General features: G+C 70.7%; 26 protein-coding genes. 15 read left to right on the plus strand and 11 right to left on the minus strand.

Translation table 11 applies throughout. The annotated features are described in order from the left end of the window. The first annotated feature begins 77 nt into the window (after positions 1–77). The 3 genes from ACIBJB_RS10865 (at position 78) to ACIBJB_RS10875 (ending at position 2801) form a co-directional block, all read left to right on the plus strand. Complete coding sequence (locus ACIBJB_RS10865) at positions 78–1163, plus strand: S-(hydroxymethyl)mycothiol dehydrogenase (RefSeq protein ID WP_398928861.1); 1086 nt, start codon at positions 78–80, stop codon at positions 1161–1163. Continuing rightward, positions 1163–1792, plus strand: a complete 630-nt coding sequence (locus ACIBJB_RS10870) for an MBL fold metallo-hydrolase (RefSeq protein WP_398928863.1) — start codon at positions 1163–1165, stop codon at positions 1790–1792. Before ACIBJB_RS10865 ends, ACIBJB_RS10870 begins: the two co-directional genes overlap by 1 nt. A 94-nt stretch (positions 1793–1886) precedes the next feature. Further along, positions 1887–2801, plus strand: coding sequence for an SDR family oxidoreductase (locus ACIBJB_RS10875; protein WP_398928865.1), 915 nt, complete (start codon positions 1887–1889; stop codon positions 2799–2801). On the opposite strand, the gene ACIBJB_RS10880 is transcribed toward ACIBJB_RS10875, so the two are convergent. After that, a complete protein-coding gene (locus ACIBJB_RS10880) occupies positions 2792–3343 on the minus strand; it encodes a hypothetical protein (protein ID WP_398928867.1) in 552 nt (183 codons plus the stop codon). The two genes, ACIBJB_RS10875 and ACIBJB_RS10880, sit on opposite strands and share 10 nt — an antisense overlap. 50 nt (positions 3344–3393) lie before the next feature. On the opposite strand from ACIBJB_RS10880, the gene ACIBJB_RS10885 reads away from it, so the two are divergent. Together ACIBJB_RS10885 and ACIBJB_RS10890 are read left to right on the plus strand one after the other, a co-directional pair. After that, positions 3394–4197 (plus strand): SDR family NAD(P)-dependent oxidoreductase, encoded by an 804-nt coding sequence (locus ACIBJB_RS10885; RefSeq protein WP_398928869.1) that lies wholly within the window; start codon positions 3394–3396, stop codon positions 4195–4197. Between the two features lie 105 nt (positions 4198–4302). Further along, positions 4303–4998 (plus strand): L,D-transpeptidase family protein, encoded by a 696-nt coding sequence (locus ACIBJB_RS10890; RefSeq protein ID WP_398928872.1) that lies wholly within the window; start codon positions 4303–4305, stop codon positions 4996–4998. 29 nt (positions 4999–5027) lie between these two features. Here the strand turns inward: ACIBJB_RS10890 and ACIBJB_RS10895 are convergent, their stop codons facing one another. The 4 genes from ACIBJB_RS10895 to ACIBJB_RS10910 are packed head-to-tail and all read right to left on the minus strand — an operon-like array spanning position 5028 to position 9519. Next, complete coding sequence (locus ACIBJB_RS10895; RefSeq protein ID WP_398928874.1) at positions 5028–6230, minus strand: Gfo/Idh/MocA family protein; 1203 nt, start codon at positions 6228–6230, stop codon at positions 5028–5030. A 29-nt stretch (positions 6231–6259) separates the two neighbouring features. Continuing rightward, positions 6260–7600, minus strand: coding sequence for an ABC transporter substrate-binding protein (locus ACIBJB_RS10900; RefSeq protein WP_398928876.1), 1341 nt, complete (start codon positions 7598–7600; stop codon positions 6260–6262). Positions 7601–7610: 10 nt separating this feature from the next. Then, a complete protein-coding gene (locus tag ACIBJB_RS10905; RefSeq protein WP_398928878.1) occupies positions 7611–8537 on the minus strand; it encodes a carbohydrate ABC transporter permease in 927 nt (308 codons plus the stop codon). A gap of 16 nt (positions 8538–8553) precedes the next feature. Next, complete coding sequence (locus ACIBJB_RS10910; protein WP_398928880.1) at positions 8554–9519, minus strand: carbohydrate ABC transporter permease; 966 nt, start codon at positions 9517–9519, stop codon at positions 8554–8556. A 167-nt stretch (positions 9520–9686) separates the two neighbouring features. Here ACIBJB_RS10910 and ACIBJB_RS10915 point away from each other — a divergent pair, with 167 nt between their 5' ends. The 3 genes from ACIBJB_RS10915 (at position 9687) to ACIBJB_RS10925 (ending at position 12025) form a co-directional block, all read left to right on the plus strand. Beyond that, positions 9687–10847, plus strand: a complete 1161-nt coding sequence (locus ACIBJB_RS10915) for an ROK family protein (RefSeq protein ID WP_398928883.1) — start codon at positions 9687–9689, stop codon at positions 10845–10847. A gap of 116 nt (positions 10848–10963) precedes the next feature. Further along, positions 10964–11149, plus strand: a complete 186-nt coding sequence (locus tag ACIBJB_RS10920) for a hypothetical protein (protein WP_398928885.1) — start codon at positions 10964–10966, stop codon at positions 11147–11149. A gap of 54 nt (positions 11150–11203) precedes the next feature. After that, positions 11204–12025, plus strand: a complete 822-nt coding sequence (locus tag ACIBJB_RS10925; RefSeq protein WP_398928887.1) for an EamA family transporter — start codon at positions 11204–11206, stop codon at positions 12023–12025. Between the two features lie 14 nt (positions 12026–12039). Here ACIBJB_RS10925 and ACIBJB_RS10930 read toward each other — a convergent pair whose 3' ends face one another. Further along, positions 12040–13416: a S1 family peptidase gene (locus tag ACIBJB_RS10930; protein WP_398928889.1), complete on the minus strand. Its 1377-nt coding sequence runs from the start codon at positions 13414–13416 to the stop codon at positions 12040–12042. Positions 13417–13688: 272 nt separating this feature from the next. Here ACIBJB_RS10930 and ACIBJB_RS10935 point away from each other — a divergent pair, with 272 nt between their 5' ends. Beyond that, positions 13689–14231 (plus strand): hypothetical protein, encoded by a 543-nt coding sequence (locus ACIBJB_RS10935; RefSeq protein WP_398928891.1) that lies wholly within the window; start codon positions 13689–13691, stop codon positions 14229–14231. 246 nt (positions 14232–14477) lie between these two features. Here ACIBJB_RS10935 and ACIBJB_RS10940 read toward each other — a convergent pair whose 3' ends face one another. Then, on the minus strand, positions 14478–14651 hold the full coding sequence (locus ACIBJB_RS10940) for a hypothetical protein (protein WP_398928893.1): 174 nt from the start codon (positions 14649–14651) through the stop codon (positions 14478–14480). A 57-nt stretch (positions 14652–14708) separates the two neighbouring features. Here ACIBJB_RS10940 and ACIBJB_RS10945 point away from each other — a divergent pair, with 57 nt between their 5' ends. Then, positions 14709–15089 (plus strand): PPOX class F420-dependent oxidoreductase, encoded by a 381-nt coding sequence (locus ACIBJB_RS10945; RefSeq protein WP_398928895.1) that lies wholly within the window; start codon positions 14709–14711, stop codon positions 15087–15089. Positions 15090–15154: 65 nt separating this feature from the next. Here ACIBJB_RS10945 and ACIBJB_RS10950 read toward each other — a convergent pair whose 3' ends face one another. After that, positions 15155–17899, minus strand: coding sequence for an alpha/beta hydrolase family protein (locus ACIBJB_RS10950; RefSeq protein ID WP_398928897.1), 2745 nt, complete (start codon positions 17897–17899; stop codon positions 15155–15157). Positions 17900–18261: 362 nt separating this feature from the next. On the opposite strand from ACIBJB_RS10950, the gene ACIBJB_RS10955 reads away from it, so the two are divergent. Further along, on the plus strand, positions 18262–19614 hold the full coding sequence (locus tag ACIBJB_RS10955; RefSeq protein WP_398928899.1) for a Gfo/Idh/MocA family protein: 1353 nt from the start codon (positions 18262–18264) through the stop codon (positions 19612–19614). Positions 19615–19654: 40 nt separating this feature from the next. Here the strand turns inward: ACIBJB_RS10955 and ACIBJB_RS10960 are convergent, their stop codons facing one another. Beyond that, positions 19655–20068 (minus strand): Zn-ribbon domain-containing OB-fold protein, encoded by a 414-nt coding sequence (locus ACIBJB_RS10960; protein ID WP_398928901.1) that lies wholly within the window; start codon positions 20066–20068, stop codon positions 19655–19657. Between the two features lie 237 nt (positions 20069–20305). On the opposite strand from ACIBJB_RS10960, the gene ACIBJB_RS10965 reads away from it, so the two are divergent. Further along, positions 20306–20758, plus strand: coding sequence for a hypothetical protein (locus tag ACIBJB_RS10965; protein ID WP_398928903.1), 453 nt, complete (start codon positions 20306–20308; stop codon positions 20756–20758). Positions 20759–20809: 51 nt separating this feature from the next. Here the strand turns inward: ACIBJB_RS10965 and ACIBJB_RS10970 are convergent, their stop codons facing one another. Continuing rightward, positions 20810–21499 (minus strand): TetR family transcriptional regulator, encoded by a 690-nt coding sequence (locus ACIBJB_RS10970; protein ID WP_355943473.1) that lies wholly within the window; start codon positions 21497–21499, stop codon positions 20810–20812. A gap of 135 nt (positions 21500–21634) precedes the next feature. Here ACIBJB_RS10970 and ACIBJB_RS10975 point away from each other — a divergent pair, with 135 nt between their 5' ends. The 3 genes from ACIBJB_RS10975 (at position 21635) to ACIBJB_RS10985 (ending at position 23745) form a co-directional block, all read left to right on the plus strand. Then, complete coding sequence (locus ACIBJB_RS10975; RefSeq protein WP_398928906.1) at positions 21635–22465, plus strand: hypothetical protein; 831 nt, start codon at positions 21635–21637, stop codon at positions 22463–22465. 110 nt (positions 22466–22575) lie between these two features. Further along, entirely contained in the window at positions 22576–23244 is a 669-nt protein-coding gene (locus tag ACIBJB_RS10980; RefSeq protein WP_398928908.1) for a peptidoglycan-binding protein, read from the plus strand. A 9-nt stretch (positions 23245–23253) separates the two neighbouring features. Beyond that, positions 23254–23745 (plus strand): flavin reductase family protein, encoded by a 492-nt coding sequence (locus ACIBJB_RS10985; protein ID WP_398928910.1) that lies wholly within the window; start codon positions 23254–23256, stop codon positions 23743–23745. Positions 23746–23779: 34 nt separating this feature from the next. Here the strand turns inward: ACIBJB_RS10985 and ACIBJB_RS10990 are convergent, their stop codons facing one another. After that, positions 23780–25315 (minus strand): ANTAR domain-containing protein, encoded by a 1536-nt coding sequence (locus tag ACIBJB_RS10990; protein ID WP_398928912.1) that lies wholly within the window; start codon positions 25313–25315, stop codon positions 23780–23782. Between the last annotated feature and the right edge of the window lie 91 nt (positions 25316–25406).

Below are 25406 nucleotides of genomic sequence, written 5' to 3' on the forward strand. Positions count from 1 at the left end.
CGGAGTCGGTGCCGTTACTGATCAGTCGCGCGTAGGGTCGGAGGGACGTACACGGGGCGACAGAAGGGGTCAGGGCCATGGCGCAGGAGGTACGCGGAGTGATCGCACCCGGCAAGGACGAGCCGGTGCGGGTGGAGACGATCGTGGTGCCGGACCCGGGGCCGGGCGAGGCCGTCGTCCAGGTGCAGGCCTGCGGGGTCTGTCACACCGACCTGCACTACAAGCAGGGCGGGATCAACGACGACTTCCCCTTCCTGCTGGGCCACGAGGCCGCCGGTGTGGTGGAGTCGGTCGGCGAGGGGGTGACCGATGTCGCGCCCGGCGACTTCGTGATCCTCAACTGGCGTGCCGTGTGCGGGAACTGCCGCGCCTGTCTGCGCGGGCGGCCCTGGTACTGCTTCAACACCCACAACGCCACTCAGAGGATGACCCTCACCGACGGCACCGAACTCTCGCCCGCCCTCGGCATCGGCGCCTTCGCCGAGAAGACGCTGGTCGCCGCCGGACAGTGCACCAAGGTCGACCCCTCCGTCTCGGCGGCGGTCGCGGGGCTGCTGGGCTGTGGCGTGATGGCCGGCATCGGCGCCGCGATCAACACCGGACAGGTCGGCCGGGGTGACACCGTCGCCGTCATCGGCTGCGGCGGCGTTGGCGACGCGGCGATCGCCGGATCGAACCTCGCGGGCGCGGCGAAGATCATCGCCGTCGACATCGACGACCGGAAGCTCGAGAAGGCCCGCACGATGGGCGCGACCCACACCGTGAACTCCAAGGACACGGATCCGGTCGAGGCGATCCGCGAGCTGACCGGCGGCTTCGGTGCCGACGTCGTCATCGAGGCGGTCGGCCGCCCCGAGACGTACAAGCAGGCGTTCTACGCCCGTGACCTCGCCGGCACGGTCGTGCTCGTCGGTGTGCCGACCCCCGAGATGAAGCTGGAGCTGCCGCTCCTCGACGTCTTCGGCCGCGGCGGCTCGCTCAAGTCGTCCTGGTACGGCGACTGCCTGCCCTCCCGGGACTTCCCCATGCTGATCGACCTGCATCTGCAGGGCCGCCTGGACCTGGAGGCGTTCGTGACCGAGACCATCCAACTCGACGAGGTGGAGAAGGCGTTCGAGCGCATGCACCACGGCGACGTCCTGCGCTCGGTGGTGGTGCTCTGATGTCCGTCCGCATCGAACGCCTCGTCACCTCCGGGCAGTTCAGCCTCGACGGTGGCACCTGGGATGTCGACAACAACGTCTGGATCGTCGGCGACGACCACGAGGCGATCGTCATCGACGCCGCCCACGACGCCGACGCCATCGTCGAGGCGGTAGGGGATCGCCGGCTGACCGCGATCGTCTGCACCCACGCCCACAACGACCACATCGACGCCGCGCCCGCCCTCGCCGACCGCACCGGCGCCACGATCTGGCTGCATCCCGACGACCTGCCGCTGTGGAAGCAGACCCACCCCGACCGCGACCCCGACGCCCACCTGCGCGACGGCCAGGTCATCGAGGCCGCGGGCGCCGACCTCCGGGTGCTGCACACCCCCGGGCACGCACCGGGCGCGGTCTGCCTCTACGACCCGGGCCTCGCCACCGTCTTCACCGGCGACACCCTCTTCCAGGGCGGCCCCGGCGCCACCGGCCGCTCCTACTCCCACTTCCCGACGATCATCGACTCGATCCGCGACCGCCTGCTGGCCCTGCCGGCCGAGACGAAGGTCCTCACCGGCCACGGCGACCCGACGACGATCGGTGCCGAAGCCCCGCACCTCCAGGAGTGGATCGACCGCGGCCACTGACGCCGACCGGGTGACCCGCCCGTAAATCACGACAGAGGTTGTCCGGCTTCCCGGTCATGCTCGAAGAGACATCGGGCACAACGGGAGGTCGGACATGTCACAGCCGCTGCAGGGCAAGGTCGCGCTGGTCGCCGGAGCGACCCGGGGAGCGGGACGCGGGATCGCCGTGGAACTCGGAGCGGCGGGCGCCACCGTCTACGTCACCGGACGCAGCACCCGCGCCCGCCGCTCCGAGTACGACCGCCCCGAGACCATCGAGGACACCGCCGACCTCGTCACCGCGGCCGGCGGCCAGGGCATCGCCGTACCCACCGACCACCTGGACCCGGCGCAGGTCCGCTCGCTCGTCGACCGGATCGCCGACGAGCACGGCCGCCTCGACGTCCTCGTCAACGACATCTGGGGCGGTGAACACCTCTTCGCGTGGGACAGCCCGGTGTGGGAGCACGACCTCGACAACGGCCTGCGCCTGCTCAGGCTCGCGATCGAGACCCACGCGATCACCAACCACCACGCCCTGCCCCTGCTGCTGCGCCGGCCCGGCGGCCTGGTCGTCGAGATGACCGACGGCACCGACGCCTACAACCGCGAGAACTACCGCGTCTCCTTCTTCTACGACCTCGCCAAGACGTCCGTCATCCGCATGGCCTTCGCCCTGGGACACGAACTCGGCCCGCGAGGCGCGACCGCCGTCGCGCTCACTCCGGGCTGGCTGCGCTCGGAGATGATGCTCGACAACTACGGGGTGCGGGAGGACAACTGGCGCGACGCCCTCGACCGCGTCCCCCACTTCGCCATCTCGGAGACCCCGCACTATGTGGGCCGCGCCGTCGCCGCGCTGGCCGCCGACCCCGAGGTCGCCCGCTGGAACGGTGCGTCCCTCGACAGCGGCTCGCTCGCCCGGACCTACGGCTTCACGGACCTCGACGGCAGCCGTCCCGACGCCTGGCGCTACCTGGTCGAGGTCCAGGACGCGGGCAAGCCGGCGGACGTGACGGGTTACCGCTGATCCGGGACGCCCTGGAGCGTCGGCGACAGAGGCCGGCGCGCCGAGTGCCCGGGCGGCAGCGCGAGATCCTCCCGTACGGCGGCGTAGTACCCGTCGCGTCCGGCGCGCTGCCGCTCCACCATCGCCTGCCACGCCGCCGGATCTCGCGTCTGCGCGCGCAGGAACGCCTCCATCTCCAGCAGGACGACCACCCAGACGCGGGCCCGCTCCACCACCTCGGGGCTGCCCAGCAGGATCAGGGCCTCGCCCGCCGGGTCCCGTTCCATGGTGGCCTGGGTGAGCAGGGGCTGGGCCTCCTCCGGCGTCAGGGGGTGCGGGTGCCGGTCGTTGCCGTAATGGGCGGCTGCCCGGTAGGCGAGGGTGACGGACTTCTTCAACGTCCTCGCGTACTCGCCGTAGATGGCGAGCTTGCGCTCCTCCCAGCGGGCCGCCTGCTCCCGCTGGAACCGCACCCGGTCACCCCGCACGATCGCCACATACGAGCCGAGCGCGCCGATGACGACGCCGATGAGTGCGGGCAGTTGCTGCAGGAACTCCGACATGGACGCACGGTATCTGCCCTGTTGATCAGTGAGGTACTACCTTCGGCCTCATGACGCACACCAAGCGCTTTGAGGGGCACGGAGTTCTCGTCACAGGCGCCGCCCGCGGCATCGGTGCGGCGACGGCCCGTCGCCTCGCCGAGGAGGGAGCCGCGGTCCTGCTGACCGACCGGGACGGGACCGTCGTGGAGCGGACGGCCGCGCGTCTGCGTGAACACGGGTTCGCCGCACAGGCCCTGGAGTGCGACGTGGCGGACCGCCCGGCCGTCGAGGCGGCCGTCGCCCACGCCGTCGACGCGTTCGGCTCGCTCGACGTCCTGGTCAACGGTGCCGCCCGGTGCACCCCGGAGACCGCGCTCTTCGAGGACGACTCCGACGACGAGTGGGCGCGTGACCTGGACATCACCCTGAGCGGTCCCTACCGCTGCTCGCGCGCCGCGCTGCCGCACCTGGTCGCCTCCGGTCGCGGTGCGATCGTCAACATCGGCTCCGTCAACGGCCTCCAGGACTTCGGCAACCATGCCTACAGCGCCGCCAAGGCGGGCCTCGGCTCCCTGACCCGCACCCTCGCCGGGCACGCGGCCGGCCGCGGGGTACGCGTCAACATGGTCGTCCCGGGTACGGTCCGCACCTCCGCCTGGGAAGGGCGCGAGGCCGAGCTCACCCGGATGCAACGGCTGTATCCCCTCGGCCGGGTCGGTGACCCCGAGGACATCGCGGCAGCCGTCGCCTTCCTCGCCTCCCGCGACGCGGCGTGGATCACCGGCACCACGCTGGTCGTCGACGGCGGCCTCACCGCGGTCAACACCGGATTCCACGCGGCGGTCCATCCGGACAGGGGCGCTCCGTCGTGAGCATTGTCACCGTTCCGTCCCAGCGTGCCTGGCGGTACAACGAACGGGCAGGCACACCCGTCTAGCTGGTAGAGATCGCAGGACCTTACGAAGGGGGACAGGACCATGGGGGACATACGCAGACGGGGTGCCATCGCACTCGGGATCACCGGACTCGTCGCACCGCTGACCATCGCGCTGGGCGCCGCGCCCGCGCAGGCGGCGAGCTGCACCACGCAGGCGGGGCCGTACCAGAAGAAAGTGGAGAAGTTCCTGGGCCGCCCGGTCGACGGCAGGCAGTCCGCCGCCGACTGCAAGGCGATCAAGGCCTTCCAGACCAAGCACGGCATCACACCGAACATCGGCTACGCCGGATCCGTCACCTGGGGCGTGATGGACCTGATGAACAAGCAGAAGGCCGTCGGCTCGGACCCCAACAAGGACGGCAAGTGCCCGGTGAACAAGGGCCGGATCGCCTGCGTGAACCTCACCCTCCAGCTGAGCTGGATCCAGGACGGCGACACGCTCGTCTACGGCCCCGTCCCGGTCCGCACCGGCCGCGACGGCTACGAGACCCGCACCGGTCTGAAGAAGATCTACTGGCGCGACATCGACCACGTGTCGAACATCTACAACGTGCCGATGCCCTACAGCCAGTTCTTCGACGGCGGCCAGGCGTTCCACTCGGTGAACCTCAGCATGTGGAACCCGCCGGGCTCCCACGGCTGCACCAACATGACGCCCAAGGACGCCAAGAAGTACTGGTCGCTGCTGAAGAAGGGCGACGACGTCTTCGTGTACGGCCGCAAGCCGGGCACCTGAGACACCAGGCGCCCGGCGCGACGACAGCGTCACGCGTCAGGCGCGTCCCCGAAGTCCGGGATCTCCAGCCTTGCCCCGCCCTGCCGCGCGGAGTCGTGCGCGATGATGCCCGGCAGGGTGTAGCGGGCCGCCACCCAGGCGTTCACCGACGGCAGGGTGCGGCTGTTCACCGCGGTCACGAAGTCGTCCACCAGGAAGTGGTGGCTGCCCTCGTGACCGTTGTGCAGGTGGTCGAACTCCCGCGGCAGCCGCGCCCGGTCGTGCACCGGCGCCGACCCGGACGTGAACGCGGCCCGCAGGTCCGGCGCGATGTGCTGGAGTGACGGGTCGTCAGGAGCCATGGTCGGCTTGGGCTCCAGGAGCTCGCTGATGTCCTTCACGCCCTTCTTGTCCTGCCAGAGGGCGACCGTGGCGAGCTGCTCCATGCTCGCCTCGGTCCCGAAGAACCGGAAACGCGACTCGCGGATGTGGGAGGGGTAGCCCACCCGCCGGAACTCGTTCGTACGGAACGATCCGCCGCCCGCCACCTCGAACAGCGCGGTCGCGTTGGAGAAGTCGTTGCCGAACTGGCTGACCTCCTTGTCGAACACGCCGTCCCCGCGGTCGTCGACGACACCGATCGCCGACACGCTCACCGCGTGCGTCTGCCAGGCACCGAGCACCCCGCCCACCGCGTGCGTGGGGTAGAGCAGCGGGGGATAGCTGGCGGTCTCCTTCCACGTCTCGCCGCCGCTGTACTGGTACGCCTCGTAGAACCCGAGGTCCATGTCGTGGACGTAGTCGCCCTCGGCGTAGAAGAGCCGCCCGAAGGCGCCCTCGGCGATCTGGTTGCGGGCGTGCACGGTCGCCGGGTTGTACTGGCTGGTCTCGCCCATCATGTACGTCAGCCCGGTCGCCCGGACCGCGTCGATGATCGCCGCTATCTCGTCGGTGGTGATGGCCATGGGCACCGCGGAGTACACGTGCTTGCCGGCGTTCAGGCCCTGGAGCACCAGGGGGCCGTGTGTCCAGCGCTGGGTGAAGATCGCGACCGCGTCGACGTCCTTCGACTCCAGCATGGCCTCGTACGTGGGGAAGGTGCCGGCCAGTCCCTGCGCCGCTGCGAGCTGCTCGGCCCGTTCGGGCAGCAGATCGGTGACGTAGACGTCGCCGACACCGGGGTGGGCCTGGAACAGCGTGGCGAACTGGCCGGAGAACTGGCCGGCGCCGACGATGCCGAGGGAGAAGGTCATGCGGGGTGTGTCCTTCACTGGTCGCGGGATCACTGCGAGAGGATCAGGTTGATCTGGTCGTTGGTCTGGTCGAGGCTGGTCACGGACTTGCCGTTGCCGAAGATGTCCTGCATGGCGGGATGCATCAACGCGAACACGTCCGCGGCGTAGTTGGTGATGGGGTAGGAGAAGGTCGTGAAGTCCTTCTTGTCGGCGACCGGCTTCGTGAAGGCCGTGACGTCGATCCCCTTCTTCTGGTAGGCGGCCACGGCGGCCGCGGTGCCGTCAGGGGTGGCGGGGAAGACGATGCCGTAACTGCCCACCGTCTTCTGGCACTCGTTCGAGGACAGGTACTTCACCCACTTGCGGGCGCCTTCCTTGTTGCGGGCGTTCTTGGTGATGGAGTCGGCGAGACCGTTCATCATGGTCGCGCGCTTGCCGGTGGGGCCCTCGGGTGTGACGGCCGTGCGCATGTCGAGGCCCTTGAAGCCGGCGTACGTCGAGATCATCCAGGCCCCGTCGAAGGCAGTTGCCGCCTTGCCGGCCGCGACCTGGGTGTTGGCCTGGTTGGACTGGGAGTTGTAGTCGGTGAAGGGCGCCATGTAGCCCTTCTTCGCCAGTCCGAAGTACCACTTGATGGCGGACTGGAAGGCGGGGCTGTCGTACCGGTACTTCGTGCCCCACCGCTTCTTGTCGGTGTAGCTCCAGCCGGCGGAGGCGGTGAAGTTGCTCCACTGGGTCTGGCCGTCACCGTCCCCGCCGCCGTTGGTGGCGAGGCCGTACACCTTGACGTTGTTCTTGTCGAAGCCCGGCTCGTCGCCCCGCTTGCCGTTCTTGTCGACGGTGAGGTGGGCGACGGCCTTCTCGAAGGTGCCGCCGTTCTCGGGGTTCCAGGCCAGCTCGTTCAGCTTGGCCGGTGTGAGCCCGGCCGCGTCGGTCATCTTCTTGTTGTAGAAGAGGGCGACGGTGTCCCAGTCCTTGGGGGCGCCGTAGCGGTGGCCGTCCTGGCCCATCCAGTTGGCCGCGAGACCGGGCTGGTAGGCGGAATCGTCGATGCCCAGGTCGTCGAGGGGTTCGAGGACCTTCAGGTCGGCGAACTGGCCGAACTTCTGGATGTGGTCGGTGAACACGTCCGGCTCGGTGCCCGCGATGAAGCTCGCGGTGAGCTTGGTCCAGTAGTCGTCCCAGCCCAACTGGGTGATCTTCACGTGCAGTCCGGGGTTCTGCTGCTCGAAGTCCTTGGCGCAGGCCTGGTAGGCGGGCTGCTGGTTGGAGTCCCACAGCCAGTACGTCACCGTCTTCGAGGAGGACCCGGCGGAGCCGCTCTCCGCGCACCCCGTCAGACAGAGGGCCAGTGCGCCGGCCAGTGCGGTCAGCGTACGAAGTCGCATCACGAGTCCCTCACTTGATCCCGGTGAAGCTGATGGTGGACACGATGCGGCGCGCGAAGAAGCCGAACAGCAGCAGCATCGGCAGCGCGGCGATGAGCGTCGCCGCCATGAGGCCCGACCAGTCGACGCCGGACTGCGGGGTCTGCGCCCGGAAGATGGCCAGTGCGACGGTCAGCACGCGTGAGTTGTCGCTGTAGGACACCATCAGCGGCCAGAAGTAGTCGTTCCAGGACGTGATGTACGTCAGCACGGCCAGGGTCAGGACCGGTGCGGACGCCATCGGCAGCAGCACCCGGAAGAAGATCCGCACCTTCCCGGCGCCGTCCAGCAGGGCGGCCTCCTCGACCTCGCGGGGCACGTTCATGAAGAACTGCCTCAGGAAGAACACCGCGAACGGCGTCATGAACATCGTCGGCAACGCGATGCCCAACAGGTTGTCGATCAGGCCGAGTTCCTTGATGAGGACGAAGTTCGGCAGCAGCGTGAAGATGGTCGGCACCATCAGTCCGGCCAGGAACAGCGCGAACACCTTGTCGCGACCGCGCCAGCGCAGCCGGGCGAAGGCGTACGCGGCCATCGCGGAGAAGAAGATCTGGCAGACGGTCACCAGGGTGGAGACGATCACCGAGTTGAGCAGATAGCGCCAGAACTTCAGTCCGCCGCCCGCGCCGCCCTGCGCGATGGCGTCCTTCGTGGACTCCAGGCCCAGGGCGCGGGCGAACCCGGTGCCGGTCGGGTTCACCGGCAGGGGGTCGGACGCGTGGGCGGCGAGGCCGGAGTTGGTGGACAGCGCGGTGCGCAGGATCCAGTAGAAGGGCAGCAGGGTCACGAGCACGATCGCGCCCATCGCCGTCCATGCCAGGATGCGGCCGGGGGAGAGGGGGCGGCGCCCGGTGGGCCGTACGCGTGTCGTCGTGGTGGTGGTCACGGCAGCCATGTCGACTCCTTCCGGGTCAGCCGAGATCGGTCTGGCCGGCCCGGGTGAGCCGGTACTGCAGGACGGTGATCGCGCTCAGCACCACCAGGAGGGCGACGGACATCGCGGACGCGTAGCCGAACTGGAAGCGGCCGAAGGCCGATTGGTAGATGTAGAACTGGAGCACGTTGGTGGCGTTCGCCGGACCGCCCCCGGTCGTCACGGCGACCGTGTCGAACACCTGGAACGAACCGATCACCGTCATGATCAGAACGACCGCCAGGACCGGCCGCAGCAGCGGCATGGTGATCCGCCAGAACATCCGCCACTCGCTCGCGCCGTCCACCTTCGCCGCCTCGTACATGTCGTTCGGGATGGCCATCAGCCCCGCGAACAGCAGCAGCGCGGTGTAGCCGACGTGCCGCCAGACATTGATCAGGGCGATCGTCGGGATCGCCCAGGTCTCGTCGGCCAGGAAGGGGATCCGGTCGAAGCCGAGTCCGGCGATGATCTCGTTGCCGATGCCGAGCTGGTTGTCGAGGATCCACAGCCAGACCAGGCCCGCGACGACGTTCGACATCAGATACGGCGTGAGCACGATGCCGCGCAGCGCCGCGGACTGCGTCAGCCGCTGCAGCAGGACGGCGATGGCGAGGGCGGAGACCGTCTGGACCCCGATGTTGATGACCACGTACTCGACGGTGACCTTCAGCGACTCCCAGAAGATGGGGTCGTGGATCATCCGGTCGTAATTGGCGAGGCCCACCCACTCCGCCGGGGTGAGCAGGTTGAAGCGGGTGAAGCTCAGATAGATGCCCCGCAGCGTCGGCCAGAGCAGGAAGACCACGAAGCCCACCAGGGCCGGGGCGATGAACACCGCGGCCAGGCGCCCGTCACCCCCGTTCGACCCGCTTGAGCCCCGGTTCGTGTCCGGTTCGGTCCGTGCCCCCTCGGCGCCGCTGAGCGGCAGCCGCGACGGAGGGCTGCTGGAGGCGATGGTCATCGGGAGACTCCCTCGTCTTCGGTGGCTCGTCCTCGGCCACTTACTTTTGTCGCGGAAGAATCCAGGCGTCAAGAGGCCTGCCAACATCTTTTCATGGCCGCCATGGACGCCCTAACATGGTCACGTTGCTTTTATGGCGAAAGAAATCATGTGGGAGTCTGACCTTCATGACCGCAGTTGCCGCCAGCTGGCTACCCCTGAGCACCGGCGAGCGCTCGGTGGCGATCGAGGTGCTCGTCCACGGCCCGCTGTCGCGCACCGAACTCGCCCGCCGGCTCGACCTCTCCGCGGGCAGCCTCACCCGGCTGACCAAACCGCTCATCGAGTCGGGCCTGCTGATCGAGGTCCCCGAGGCGGGCCTCCCGTCCGAAGTGCGCCAGGGGCGCCCCTCGCAGCCCCTCGACGTGGTCGCCGAGTCCCGGTCCTTCATCGGCTTCAAGATCACCGAGGACATGGTCTACGGCGTCGTCACCACCCTCAGGAGCGAGATCGTCGCCCGCCACGACCGGCCCCTGGCCAGCCACGACCCCGCCGAAGTCGCCGACCTGCTCGCGGAGATGACCGTCGAACTGGCCCGCGGGTACCCGCGGCTCGCCGGCATCGGCATCGGGGTCGGCGGCTTCGTCCAGGAGCGCGCCGTGGTCGGCGAGTCCCCGTTCCTGCACTGGCGGGACGTGCCCCTCGGTGAACTCGTCGAGGAGCGCACGGGGTTGCCGGTGGTCGTCGAGAACGACGTCGCCGCCCTCGTCGAGGCCGAGACCTGGTTCGGCGCCGGCCGCGGCCTCGACCGCTTCGTCGTCCTCACCATCGGCGCCGGTATCGGCTACGGCCTGGTCCTGGGCGGCCGGCGCGTCCCCTACGCCGAGGAGGACCGGGGCTTCGGGCGGCACTGGATCATCGACCCCCACGGGCCCCTCACGCCCGACGGCAACCGTGGCAGCGCCGTCTCCCTGCTCACGATTCCCAACATCCGCTATCAGGTGCAGGCCGCCACCGGCCGCGACCACACCTACGAGGAGATCCTCGCCCTCGCCGCGGCCGGCGACCCCATGCCCGCCCGCGTCATCGACGAGGCCGGGCGCGCCCTCGGCGTCCTGGTCGCCCAGATCGCCAACTTTGCCATGCCGCAGAAGATCATGCTCGCCGGAGAGGGCGTCGGTCTGATGGACGTGGCCGGCAAGACCGTGGAGGACACGATCCGCGCCCACCGCCACCCCCTGGCAAGCCCGGTCGGCCTGGAGACCAGGGTGTCCGACTTCCACGACTGGGCCCGCGGAGCCGCCGTACTGGCGATCCAGGTGCTCGTCCTGGGTGTGGCCGAAGTGTGAACCCGGTCACGCCCCTTGACATTGGGCGCCCTCGACAGATGGACGTGATCAGCAACACGGTCCCATATGTCCTTTTCTGGTGTGATTACTCACGGCGCCTTCACTTCGACGGCCGTATGCTTCACACCATGTCCACCACTGTTGAACCCGTGACCGATCGATCGGCCGACGAGGTCAACGAGGAGATCCGGTCCCTGTGGCGCCGGGCGGGCGGGACACTGAGCGGCGAGCAGCGTGAGGAATACCAGCGCCTCGTCCTGGAGTGGGCCGCCGCCGCTCCGCAGCCGGTCCGGGCGGCCTGACCCCGACGATCGACGCGGGGCATCACCGCCCCCTCCCTGGGCACCCCTGACGGGGTGGGCCCTCTCCTCGCACTGGCCTCAGCGGTCTTGTACGGCATCGTCGACTTCACCGGCGGTCTGCTGTCCCGCCGCGCCCACTTCGCCGCCGTCACCTTCCTCGGGCAGGGCGGCGGCCTGCTGCTCGCCACCACCGCCGCACTCCTCTTTCCCGCCGACGCCGTGCGCCCCGTCGACCTCCTGTGGGGCGCGCTCTCCGGTGTCGGAAGCGGCGTCGCCATGCACTTCCTCAACCGCGGCCTCAGCCACGGCGCGATGAGCGTGGTCGTGCCCGTCAGCGCCGTCACCGGGGTCGCCCTCTCCGTCGTGTGCGGAGTGCTGCTCGGCGACCGGCCCACCGCCGTGGCCTGGCTGGGGATCGTCCTTGCGGTGCCCGCCCTCTGGATGGTCTGCGGCGGCGGCGCGGACGGCGGCGGGGGCGTCCCCGACGGGTTGCTGGCCAGTGCCGGCGTCGCGCTCCAGTACATCGCCCTCGCCCAGGCCGGCGCGTCCAGCGGACTGTGGCCGGTGGCCGCGGGACGGGTGGCCGCCGTACTCGTCCTGCTGCCCGCGGCGGCCCGACACCCTCGGCGCCTGCGCCTGCCGCCCGTGCGAGCCGTTCAGGCGGTGCTCGTCGGAGCGGGCGCCGCCCTCGGGCTCATCCTCTATCTGCTCGCCGCCCAGCGGCAGATGCTGGCCGTCGCCGTCGTCCTTGCCTCCCTCTACCCGGCCCTCCCCGTGATCCTCGGACTCGCCCTGCTGCACGAGCGGCTGAGCCGCAAGCAGGTGGCGGGCCTCGCGGGGGCGGGGGCCGCGACGGTCCTTCTCAGCCTGGGATGAGGAGGCGCGGGGACTCAGCCCCACGTCGCCGAGTAGTACCGCTGATACGCCTTGCGGTCCTGTTCCGAGCGGATGTACCGCGTCGCCACCAGCGCGATCAGACTTCCCCCGACGACCAGCAGACCGGGCCCGATGTTCCGGGTGTCCGTGAGCCGGCTCAGCAGGGGCGTGCCCTGGGCCCCCTCCACCGCCGCCGAGGAACCGGGAGATGCGGCACCGGGAGCGATCGAGCCCTGCGCCTGCGTCGAGGTGGCCGACGGAGCGGGAGACGCCCCGCCGGAGGCGGCGGCCGGGTTCGACACGATCAACTGCATGCCGAGCTCCGTCAGGGCCTTCGTCACCGGCTGGAAGAACGTCGTACCGCCCTGGGTGCAGTCACCGCTGCCTCCCGAGGTGATGCCGAGCGCGATCCCCTCGGAGAACATCGGACCACCGCTGTCCCCGGGCTCCGCGCACACGTTCGTCTCGATCAGCCCGCTGACCGTGCCCTCCGGGTAGTTCACCGTCGCGTTGACCGCGGTGACCTGACCGTCGCGCAGCCCGCTCGTGCTGCCGCTGCGGAACACCCGCTGCCCGATGGACGGATCGCCCGCACCGGTGATCTGCACGCCCTTGCCGTTGCCGATGAACACGACACCGGCTCCGTCGCCCGCCTTCCCGTCGGCGTACTGCACCAGCGAGAAGTCGTTGCCCGGGAAGCTCTGGGTGACCGTCTTGCCGAGCTGGTTGGTGCCCCCGGTGTCCGCGAACCAGGTCGAACCGGCCGGACCGCAGTGTCCGGCCGTGAGGATGAAGTCGCTCTGCCCGTTGGTCACGTTGAACCCCGCCGAACAGCGCCCGCCGGTCGACAGGATCGGCTGCGCCCCGTTCAGGCGGGGAGTGAAGGTGCCCTCCGTGCGCTCCATGCGGACGAAGCCGCCGATACCGTCCGCGACCTCGGTCATGGCGGACCAGTCGGACGCCGAGACCGTGCTGTCCCCCTGCACCACCACCTCGTTGGTCCGGTAGTCCATGGACCAGGCGGTCCCGGCGACCCGGGGCGCGGAACGCAGCGTCTTCGTCGCCGACTTGAGCTCGTTCATGCTGTGCCCGACGACCTTCGCCCTGGCACCCGCCGCGCGCACCTCCTCGGCCGCCTGCTCGTCGGTGACCGCGACGACGGGCTTGCCGTCGGTGCCGATCCAGGTGCCGGCCGTACGGGAGGAGCCGAGCCGCGACACGAGATCCGCCCCCGTCTGCCCGGCCTCCATGGCGTAGGTGTGCGGCACGGCGCTGATGGGGGGAGTCTCGCTCGCGACGGCGCGCGTGACCATCGCACCTCCCAGGAGGAGTCCGCCGACTGCCGCCAGCCGTGTCACTCGCCGGACGACCCGTCGTCGTGCGTGCCTCATGCATGGCTCCCGAACCCGAAAATGCGGTGTCTGCACCGCAGGGCCCTCCGGTCGTTGAGCGCCCTCCTTGCATACGTGGCCGGGGCCGGACGCGTTCACGACAGCCGGTGATCCTGTGCCGCGGGATACTCCGCAGGCGTGTCAACCAGCCACGCACAGGCCCTTGTTGGCCGCAGTCCCGGGCATCCGGGCCCAGCTGGGGGCGTCGATGTCACTGAAAAAGGGCAGTTCATCTGGATCAAACGCCCTCTCGATTCCTATACCGTTCCGGCATGTCCGATCTTGACGCTGAGCAATCGCTGTCTTCCGGCTCCCAAGAACCTTCCGCCCGGAAGCTCGAAGCCCTGGGCGAGCGGCTCAAGGAACGTATCTACGCGGTGATCACCATGCTCGCTGTGCTGGTCGGCCTGGCGCAGAACGTACATACCCGGCCCAGTACGGCGGCGCTGTACGTCACGGGCACCGCCGTGGGCTTGTGGCTGGCGACGTTGGTGGCCGACATGCAGGCCCAACGCGTCGTTCACCAACGGCTGGCAGACCGACGCAGAGTACGGCACCTGCTGTTCGTCAGCAGCCCGTTGCTCAGCTGCGCTGCAGGCCCGCTTCTGCTGATAGCCCTGTCGGCGGCCGGCGGCTTCGATCTGTCCACCGCGCTGTGGATCGCGGTCGGCGTGGACGTCGCCTCGATGGCGGTCTGGGGCTTCGAGGGTGGGCGGCGGATGGGTGGTGGGGTATTGCCTTCGTTCCTGGCGGGGCTGATGGACGCGGCGATCGGCTCGGGCGTCGTGATGGTGAAGGTGATCACTGGGCACTGAGCGCGCGGCAAGGTCCGAGAGAGCGTTTGATCCAGGTGGATTGGCCGGTTGTCGGTCGAGGCGACGTGGATCATGGCCTGGGAGCCGGCGGGCGCGGTCTCGTAGTCTCGGCATGATCCAACCAACACGCGAATGCCGCGAACTCCCGGTCTGTTGACTGCTGCGACGTCGCTGGATTCGGACAGCGTTCTCCGACAGGCTCGCGGCGGTGACGGTGTACTCCTCCTCGGGCGAGCGGATCCGACGTCACAGCTCCCGGATGCACTCCGCCGCGACGTCCGTCGGCAGCCGTACGCTCCCGTGTGCGAACACGTCCGCGTTCCCGGCCAGGAGGTTCTCGCCGTCCGAGCCGGACTCGTGGCACGCGATCTCTTCGTCGTCACGGCTGCGGGTCACCTGGGCCTCTGTCTCGTGCTCCACGACCAGCGGCGCGTCCCGCGTCCGCGCGGGTCGGGCGCGTTTGCCTAGACTTCCGTCATGGACAACACGCAGCTGGAGCGGCTCGGCGCGGGCAAGTACCTGCTGCTCACCAGCTTTCGCAAGAACGGCACCCCGGTCGCCACGCCCGTGTGGGTGGTCCGCGACGGAGACGCGCTCGGCGTCTGGTCGGCCGCCGACGCCTGGAAGGTGAAGCGGATCCGGGCCCGCGCGGACGTCCTCGTCGGCCCCTGCGACCTGCGCGGCAACCCGACCGGCGACCAGATCCCGGCCACGGCGGAGATCTGCGACGCGGCGACCACCGCCCGCTACCGGCAGCTCCTGGCCCGGAAGTACGGCATCGTCGGCCGCTTCTCGCTCCTCGGCAGCAGGCTGCGCCGCGGAGCGGACGGGACGGTCGGGATCCGCGTGACCCTGTGACGAACGGGGCCCGGTCGGACCGGGCCCCGCACAAGAGAGCGCTCACGAACCCCCGTACACCGTGCTTACGGTTTGTCGAGCACCGTCCCCGTCAGCACCGGCTTGTCGGGCAGCGGCTTGGCGTTGTCGTCGGTCTGCGCGAGGCGCATCGACTCGGCCGGCTCGGCCGCCTGGTCCCGCACGGTCGGCACGACGAAGTCCACGCTGGTGCTCCCGGGCGGGATGTTCATCCACACCCACAGGTTCGCGTCGGACAGCGGCCGCTCCGGGTCGGGCACGTCACCGGACCAGTCCTGGAGCCACTGCGGGTCCACGTCCTTGGTGGACAGCTCGGCGCCCTCGGTGACCGGAAGCACCCGCACCGGCGTCCAGATGTCCGCCGCCGTGGGCGCGTCCACGGACAGCCGCCAGGTCAGCGTCTCTCCCTCGGTCACCCGGTCCGCGACCGGCGACAGGGTGATCACCGGCTCGGGGTCGTCGTTCTCGACGGTGACCCCGCCCCGGTGCTTGCCGACGACGGCGTTGTGGACGGCCTTGACGGCGATGTCGTGCTCCACGTCCTCGCCGTAGACCGTGTCGCCCGTCACCTGGACCGGGACGTCGATCGCGTGACTGCCGGGCCGTACGGTCACGAGGCGGTTCTCGGCCCGGCCGCTGTCCGGATCGAGGACGTACACGCGGACCTGCCCGCTGCCGTGCCCGGAGATCTCGACCGGGATCCGGTAGGTGCGGGTGCCCGAGTCGCCTTCCTTGACGATCGTGCGGCCCACGTCGACGCGGGGCAGTGCGGCCGCCTTGACCGCCGGAGTGCCGGGCGCCCAGCCCCAGGCGTCCATCAGCCAGGCCCGCCCGGACGGCGAACGGGGCGTCAGCTCAAGGGACTTGACGTGCCGGAGATCGAGTTTGGCCCGGCTCGCCGCCGTCAGGGGGACGCGCAGCTCCTGAGCCCAGTAGGACGCGGTGTTCTCGGAGCCGGGGAGTCCGTCCACCTGGACCGAGCCCAGCGTCACCCGGCGGTCGGAGGAGTCGGTGACGGACACGTCGAACTTGGTGCCTGTGGTGTTCGGCGGCACGAAGACCCGCAGGGCGAGCTTCTGGGAGTCATGGAGGGAGAGCGGCTTGGCCGGGGTGATACGCGCGGCCGTGCCCGGCGCGGACCACTTCACGTCCACCGCGCTGCGGCCGGTCTCCTGTTCCGTCTCCCACCACGCGAAGTGCGGTGACGAGCCGGGGGTCTCCGGGTCCAGACACGCCACGGCGGGGTCCGGATCGATCGCCGAACACACCCGGGCACCGGTCACCTTCGCCCCGGCGTCCGGCAGGAAGCCGCCGGTGCGGCGGCCGCCGACCGCGTGGGTCAGCACCCGGGCCGGGTCCGCGGACGGGGCCCGCTTGCCGGAACCGTCGAGCAGCGGACGCACCCGGTCGTCCCCGGCGAGGAAGAGCCGGGCCGCGGCGGCGATGTACGTGGAGCCCGCCTTGTGCTGCTGGGCGGCGGTCAGCCGGGTCGCGGCACCGGGGGAGCACACCGGGTCCGGCTGCTCGGGGTCGGTCCAGAAGTCGTCCCAGGCCGGGGCTTCGGCCTCACCCGGGGTCCACTCGCTGTTGAAGTAGTTGTGGTTGGCGCCGACGATGTAGACCGCACTGTGCAGCGCGGTGCCCCGGCTGACGCCGCGGGTCCCGTCGACGAAGTCCTCGCCCTGGAGGTCCGACACATCGCCGTCACAGCCCGGCAGGAGCGTCACGTTCGGCACGTCGGCGACCGGATTCTGGCCGAAGATCGTCGGTCCGACGAGCACGGTCCCGCGCACCTTCCAGCGCACCGGGCCCTTATAGCCGTCCTCGGCGGCGGGCGGCGGGTAGAGGCTGTCCATGGCGGCCCGGTTGACGCCCTCGCCGCCGCGCGAGTGGCCCACCAGCAGGACCCGGGAGAGGTCGGCCTTCGCGGCCTCGCGTACCACGGCCGGGGCGGTGGAGCGGTGGGCGGTCCAGTCGGCCCAGCGGGCGAGGTGCTGACGTACCAGCGAGGAACGCGCCTGCGCGCCGGCGTCCTCGGCCTGCCAGTCCTGGGCGTTGATGCCGTTCGCCGAGATCGACACCGTCACATAGCCCTGGGAGGCCAGCAGTTGCTGGTCGGCCAGGTAGCCCTTGTCGCTGGGGATCGGCTTGTAGCCGTCCGCGCAGGGCCAGTCGCCGGTGACGTCGTCCTCGGTGCCCGGCTTGTAGCAGGTGGAGTGGCGGCCGTGCAGGAACAGCGCGAGCGGCCGGCTGCCGGTGGCGCCCTTCGGCGCCACCACCTGGGCACGCATCTCGACCGGGGTGGCGAACCCCGGCAGGCGCACGGGGTCGAGGTCGTACGCCCCGGTGACGGTGCGGTACGAGCCGGGTCTGCCCGGATCGACGCCGTTCGCCGAAGCCTTCGTGGGCACGCGTGTCCCGCGCGGGCGGGACGTGTGCGTGTCATCGGCCGCCGCGTCCAAGCGGCGCCCCGCAGCCGTCACTTGAAGATCTGACAGGTGTGTGGGCCGCGCCTCGTCGAGGGCGAGGCGGAAGGTCCGCCCGTCCTTCGCCGGCTTCGGCACCCCGAGCAGCCGGTCCCCGGTCCGGAACTCGACGCGCGCATCCCCCATGGGCACGGTCTTCGGCGCACGCCAGACCAGCTCACGCGCCCCGCTCTCCCCGTCCAGCCGCCACCCGGGCGGAAGTGAGTTGTCGTCCGTCGCGCTCAACAGCCGTGAGTCGGGCGGCTGTTCAGCCTGTGCCAGTCCGGGCGAGCCCGCCAGGGCCGCCAGCACCGCCACGGCGGTCACACATATTCGCCGGGCACGGATCAATGGTCCTCTCCTCAAAACCCCGTGCGCAGACGTCCCGTCGGTCCCGGGCGCCTCTCGCGTCACCTAGGACGAGGGAGGGGCGTCTGTGGGTTGTCTGTGAGGAGACACCGGTCGCGGGCGAGCGATGCGATCAAGCCAGTGCGGCCGTGGGGACCAAGCAGACTGGGCGATGTTCGCCACGGTTCGGCAGCGCCCCACAGGGGCGCGGGGCTGTATCTGCTTGCGGCTACCGCCGCGTGGGCGCGACAAGCCACGACGGCGCCGCAGACGATCGACGGCTCATCCCCGCACTTCCAGCGGAGCGCTTAGCGGATCACCGGACGGGGGAAGCGCTTTCCATGAGCCGAACTCCCCACCTCCGCGCAGCCGTCGTCGGCACCGGCCACCGGGCACAGCTGTTCACCCGGGCCCTCGCCGCCCGCCCCGGTCACCGCGTCGCCGCCCTGTGCGATCCCAGTCCGACCCGTATGGCCTTCCACAACCGGCTGCTCGCCGAGGCCGGCGAACCCGCCGCCGCCCAGTGGGAACCCGACCACTTCGCCGACCTGCTCGCCAAGGAGGGCATCGACGAGGTCGTCGTCACCACCGTCGACGCCGAACACGACCGCTACATCGTCCCGGCCCTGAAGGCGGGCTGCCGGGTGGTCACCGAGAAGCCGATGACCGTCGACGCGGACCGCTGCGCCCGCATCCTGGACACCGTCAGGTCCACCGGCAACTCCCTCACCGTCGCCTTCAACTACCGCTTCAACCCCGTGCACGAGAAAGTACGCGCCCTGATCGCCGACGGCGCGATCGGCGAGATCCTCTCCGTCCACTTCGAATGGCTCCTCGACACCCGGCACGGCGCGGACTACTTCCGCCGCTGGCACCGCGAGAAGCACCTGAGCGGCGGCCTCATGGTGCACAAGTCGAGCCACCACTTCGACCTGGTCAACTGGTGGCTCGCCGACGAACCGCAGGACGTCTTCGGCTACGGGCGGCTCGGCTTCTACGGCCGTGAGGCGGGCGAACGCCACGGCCTGCGCCGCGACTACACCCGGGCCCACGGGGCGGACCCGGCCGCCGACGACCCCTTCGCCCTCGATCTCGCCGCCGATGACACCCTGCGGGCCCTGTACCTGGACGCCGAGCGGGACGACGGATACGTCCGCGACCGCAACGTCTTCGACGGGTCCGTCACCATCGAGGACGACATGGCGCTCCTCGTCCGCCACGCGCGGGGCGCGACGATGACGTACCACCTCACCGCCTATTCCCCGTGGGAGGGCTACCGGGTCATGTTCAACGGCAGCGGAGGCCGCCTGGAACTGGAGGTGGAGGAGAGCCGCTGGCAGGCACCCCTGACCGGTGTCACCTCGGCGAGCGGCGCGGTGCACGGGGACACCGCGGCCGACCACGCGGGCGGCGCGCGTCTGACCCTGCGGCCCCTGTGGCAGCCCCCGGTCGACGTCCCGCTCGTCACCGCCCACGAGGCGCACGGCGGGGGAGACCCTCGCATGCTCGACGCGCTCTTCGGGCCCGTGGACACCGGCGCGGGTCCGGTGCGTGAGGACGCCGGTGCCGCGACCCACCCGACGGCCACCGAACGGGACGGCGCCCTGGCGCTGGGGGTCGGGCTCGCCGCCAACCGGTGCTTCGAGACGGGGCGGCCCGTGCGGGTGCAGGATCTGATTCCGGGGGCCTGGTGAGGCTTGAAGTCCGGTTATCCCGCGCGCGGTTGACGTCTCGTCAGTGCCAGGCGCGGTAGGGCTCGTCGAGCAGCTGGAAGACCGGCTCGCCGCGGACCGGGTCCTTGACCGTCGACATCCGTACCCGGTCACCGCTGTGGATCGCGGCGGGCGGACCCATGACCCGGCCCCGGACGACGAAGCCCTCGGTCAGCTCGATCAGCGACACATTGCGGGCGACGGGGGTGTTGCGGTGGACCACCGTGGCGTGGCGGACGGTGCCCACGCCCGCGCTGCGCTCCGTGCGCAGGTCGCCGCCCTGACAGACCGGACACAGCAGGCGGTGGTACATCGCCGTGCCGCACCAGGTGCAGCGCTGGAAGAGGATCGCGTCCGTGGCCGGGGCGAGGGGCTCGAGTACGCCCGTCGCGGAACCGGCTGACTGACGAGCAATGTTTCCTGAGTGGTGGTACACGCTGGTCAACTCCCTGCGCTCGGCCGGAATCCCACGTGCTCGGGTAACCGTGCACGGATGTGCGCGGCTCCCTGTGCCACCGTGCACGGCCTCAGCGTATGGCACTGAGTGTCGGCCGTAAAGGTACTCGGTACCCTCATCTTCCGTTGGAGTGAAGAACTCCCAGATCCGCTGTTCGGCACGCCTCGACCCGTCATGGTTCCTCTGAGGCAATTCAGGGTTGAAGGGAGCGGGATTGTGCATGTCCGGCGTATCGGAACGGTCCTGAGCGCGGTCGCGCTCACCGTGCTGGCCGTTCCGGCGAACGCTCACGCCGCGGCAGTCGCCTGCGGCGGTGGTGTGTCGACCGGCCGGGTGGCCGTCAACGGCTGCATCAGTGCCCAACGCGGCAAGGAAGGCCGCATCTACACACGGGAGATCACGGCGTACGTGAAGGCGCGCAACACGGGGCCGAGTGCGGTGAACGTCTCCTACGAGGCGTTCTTCCGTGTCGTCGACGGTGGTCACTGGGTGAAGCTGGGCGACGGTCGCACCTATGTCCCGGCAGGTGGGACCGTCGAGCCCACGGAGGTGGGGAGCTCGACCCGGGTGTGCGGCCCCGTGAAGGTCGAGATCCGTGTACACGCCCGCGCCGACGGGGGCGTCTGGAGCGGGTGGTCCACCGCCGGCACGGCGCAGTGCCAGACCTGAGCGGCCGCTGAGCGGGCGGCACGGTTCCCCGTGCCGCCCGCCCGGCCCGGCTCAGTCCCGCTCGAGCGTGGACTCGATCTCCTGGACCACCCGCCACAGAGGGGCGCCGCGGCGGGAGACGATCACCACCACGTCCTCGGGCGGCTCGTCGGCGGACGGCGCGCCGGGCGCCCCGAACGCGGCCTGCACATAGCCGAGCGCGTGCTCCACCGCCTGCTCGGCGTCGCCGTGCCCGTCCGAGCGCAGCCAGGAACGCAGGGCGTTGTTGTGCGCCGCGGCCACGGCGGCGGCGATCACGTCGGCCCGGAGCGTGCCGTCGTGCAGCCCCTTCAGACGCCCGCGCAGATACTCCGCGAAGGCACGCTCGTAGCGCCACACCACGGACAGCTCGTAGGCGCGCAGGCCGGGCACCTGCTTGGTGAGGCGGTACCGCTGCACGGAGAAGGTCGGGTTCTCGGTGTACATGCGCAGGACCAGCCGCACCGCCTCGCAGACCCGCTCGAGCGGGTCACACCCGGGGTCGCTCGCGGCCAGGAAGGCCGTCATGTCGGTCAGGCACCGCTCGTGGTCGGGGAAGACCACGTCCTCCTTGGACGGGAAGTACCGGAAGAACGAGCGCCGGCCGACTCCGGCGAGCGCGACGATGTCGTCGACGGTGGTCTGCTCGTAACCCCGTTCCAGGAACAGCTGGAAGGCGGCGGCGACCAGCGCGTCCCGCATGGCGGGCTTGGTGGAGCTCATGGTCGCGAACGTAGCACCTGAAGCCGCCATATGGCACTGGGTGCAGTGTTGCGAGGGAACTGAGTGCTGTTGGCCGCGTTGTCCGGTAGGAGAGCTGCCGCATACGATCGGCAGCCGACTGCCGAGGAGCCCCGCATGCCCCGCCCCACCCTCCTGTACGTCACCGATCTGGCCTACCAGGCCCGCGGTCGCCGCTATTGCGACGAGGACATCTTCCTCACCTCGCGTCTCAGGGAGGACTTCGACCTCGCCCTGTGCCATCCCCGGGACGCCGACACGCTGGCGGACGGCTTCGACGCCGTCGTCGTCCGCAACAGCGGGCCGGTCCTGGCGTACCAGGAGGCGTACGACGCCTTCCGTGAGCGGGCGCTCCGAGAGGGCACGCGGGTCTACAACCCGCTGACCGGCAAGGCCGACATGGCCGGCAAGCAGTACCTGCTCGACCTCACGGCCGCGGGGTACCCCGTCATCCCGACCGTCGACCGCGCCGAGGACCTGGACCGGCTGCCCGCGACGGACCGGTACGTCGTGAAGCCCAGGCTCGGCGCCGACTCCATAGGGATGCGCATCCTGACCGCCGACGAGGTGCGTGACCACATCGACGGGCACGTCCTCGTCCAGCCGTGCGTCGACTTCGCCTACGAGGTGTCCTTCTACTTCGTCGACCACGACTTCCAGTACGCCCTGTACGCCCCGCACGCCGACCGGCGCTGGGCGCTGGAGCCGTACCGGCCCACCCCCGAGGACCTGGAGTTCGCCCACCGCTTCATCCGCTGGAACGCCCTCGGCCACGGCATCCAGCGCGTGGACGCCTGCCGCGCCCCGGACGGCGCACTCCTGCTGGTCGAGCTGGAGGACCTCAATCCGTACTTGTCCCTGGACGCCCTGGACGACGAGGGAAGGGACGCCTTCGTCAGGGCGATGAAGGCATCCCTGCATGGGTTCCTCGGCTCCGTTTCCCGGTGAGCGGAGGCCCGGGCGAACAGAGCGCAGCGCTGAACTCCCGGCCCCGTGGCGCCGTATCACTCCCTGGGGGACGGCCCAGACCCGTGTGCACGGGACGGAAGGAGACCAGGATGCCGATACCGTCCGACCGAGGGGCGCCGCCGGACGGGCAGCCCATCGAACCCATCCGGGTGCTGCGCCCGCGCCGCACCGACGCGCTCGCGGAACTGCTCAAGGACCTGCCGCCCAGAGGGGCCGTCGGATACGAGTCCATCGCGCTGCCCGGTCCGCCGTCGGGAGCCGAGGACGCGACCCAGGAACTGCCGCCCGTCAGGGACCACGACCGCACCCGCCGCTCCCGTGACATCCCGCGCGGGCGGGTGCCCGGACTGCGCCGCACGGCGATCGCGGCGGCTGTCACCGCGGCCGCGGTGATCGGCTTCGGCGGTGCCCTCCTGCTGGCCGATCGCGGGGGGACCACCGCCGAGGCGGCCCCGCAGCCCGCCGCGACCGCCTCCGCGACCCCCACACCCACCCCGACGGCCTCCGGAGCCACCGATCCCGACGGGCCCGGCACCCTCCGTGAGGGAGACAACGGGCCCGAAGTCACCGAGCTGCAGGAACGCCTGCTGCGGATCCCGGATGTCTACGCCAATGGCTCCACCGACGGCACCTACGACCCGACCCTGACCGCCGCAGTCGCCCGCTTCCAACTCTGGTACGGCATTCGCGGCGACGAGGACGGGGTGTACGGCGACGACACACGACGCGACCTGGAGTCCCGCACGGGCGGCGGCTGATCGAAGAGGATGGCGGTCATGGACGCCTTCATCGACCGGCTCGACCCCGACATGTGCGTCGTGACCGCCGCGACGGACGGCGACCGCGCGGGATGTCTCGTCGGATTCGCCTCCCAGTGCTCGATCGAGCCCGTGCGGTACGTGGTGTGGCTGTCGAAGGCCAACCGCACCTATCGGGTGGCCCGCACCGCGAGCCGCCTCGCCGTCCATCTCCTCACCCGCGAACAGCGTGGCCTCGCCGAGCTGTTCGGCGGGGAGACGGGGGACCGGACGGACAAGTTCGCCCGGGTCCGCTGGCGGGAGGAGGCCGGCGGGGCCGTCGTACTGGAGGACGCGGCGGCCTGGTTCGTCGGCACGGTCGTGCTGCGCGCCGACGGCGGTGACCACGTCGGGTTCGTCCTGGAGCCACAGGCGTGGGGCGAGCGCGAGGACACCGAGGGAGCCAAGCCGCTGCGGCTCTCCGACACGAGCTCCATCTCGCCCGGCCACCCGGCGGACTGAGCCGGGACCGAAGCACCGCGCGTGTCGCGGGGGCTCACTCCGGCCCGGACGGCACCCGGCGCACGAGGTCACGCACGGCCCGGGCCAGCACGGGGGCGTCCTCGGGCAGGGCGAGCTCCGGCAGGTCGGCGAGCCGGACCGGTCCGAGCGCCGGATCCCGGTTCAGGACAAGGAAGGCCTGGGAGGACCAGCTGCCCTCGTCGGTGACCAGGTTCCAGTTGGCCCAGCCCAGGTTCCCCAGCCGCTGCACGTCCGCCAGCCGCTGTTCCTGCCGGTCGGAGGAGTCGTGCCGGACCCAGGTGACGACCAGGGCGCCGCCGAGGCGGGCCGAGTGCACCGCGTACGTGGACAGTGCGGCGGCGCCGTCCACGACCTCCTGGTAGGCGAACGGCTCGCCCTCGAACGGCTCGCCCGTCGTCAGTGTGCGCAGGCAGCCGTGCCACACGGCTTCCTCCGCCATGCTCGGGAAGCACTCCAGGATCCGTCGGCCGAGCAGTTGCCTGCCGGTGCGGCCCGCGACGCCGACCGCCTCCGCCGTGGCCGCGTCGATACGGTAGTCCTCGACCTCTCCGGAGGGGCCGCGCAGCGGCGTGAGCAGCATCGCCGGGCCCGGCAGCGAGTCGAACACCGGCTGGGCGGCGGCGGCCGAGGCGGCGGCACTGGGCTCCGACCGGGAGCCGAAGGAGCGCAGCCATCCGGCACACAGCCGGGAGACTGCCCGCAGCAGCTGCCGGGCCTGCGGTGAGAACGGCCCGCCTCGCGCGCGCAGGACCCCGATGCAGACCTCGGCCCCGTCGCCGGTCGGCACCGGCAGCCAGGCGCGGGAGAGCCAGCGCTCGGGCGGGTCCCCTATGAGCAGGTGCTGCTCCCGGTCCCTCGCGAAGTCCTCCAGCCAGCGGGGCTCCCGGGCCCGGAGCGCGTCGAGGGCGGGGATGCCGCTGAGCGGGGGAACCCGGGCCCACTGGGTGGCCAGGGTGGCTTCGATGCCGGCATGGCCGATCATCTCCAGCCCTCCGGTCGGCAGTGACCGGAAGAGCAGGAGAGCGTCGGCGTCGACGTCCGCCGCGAGTTCCTCCAGGAGACAGCCGGCCAGGTCCTGGGGGGTGGCGACATGGGCGAGGGCCTTGCCGAGACGGCCGAGGGCGGAGAAGCCGTCGTCCAGTTCGCAGGTGTCCCGCCCGGTGGGGACGGCGGCGCCCGGCCGAACGGCCCGCGGACCGGCCGGCCCGGGAACCGCGGCCAGGGGTATGCCGGGAAAGCCGTGGCCGGGGCGGGGATCCTGAGCGGCGCCGGGCAGCGCGGACACCAGGGCGCCGAGGGTGATCCAGCACTCCGCCAGCAGGGTGCGGTTGCCGGCCCTGGCGCGCTCGAGCAGCTCCTCGCCGGCCGCGTCCGGAGTGCACCCGGTCAGCGCCATGAGAGCGCCCTTGGTCCGCTCCAGCACCGCCGAGGTGGCGACCTGGTCCCGCAACCGGTCCATTTCCGCACGTTGTCTGGCCACGACCTTGGCCAGCGCGGCAATGTCGGGCGCGGTCCCGGTGTGTGAAGGGTCGGTGGACTCGCTCGTCACGCGTTGAGCATCGCACATGCGCCACCTGCCGTTCGCGCTCCTGCCGACAGACGTCCCACACACCGGTGAGCCCGCCGGTTGACGGAACCGG

The organism is Streptomyces sp. NPDC050759 (assembly GCF_044456945.1).
Taxonomy (GTDB): Bacteria; Actinomycetota; Actinomycetes; order Streptomycetales; family Streptomycetaceae; genus Streptomyces.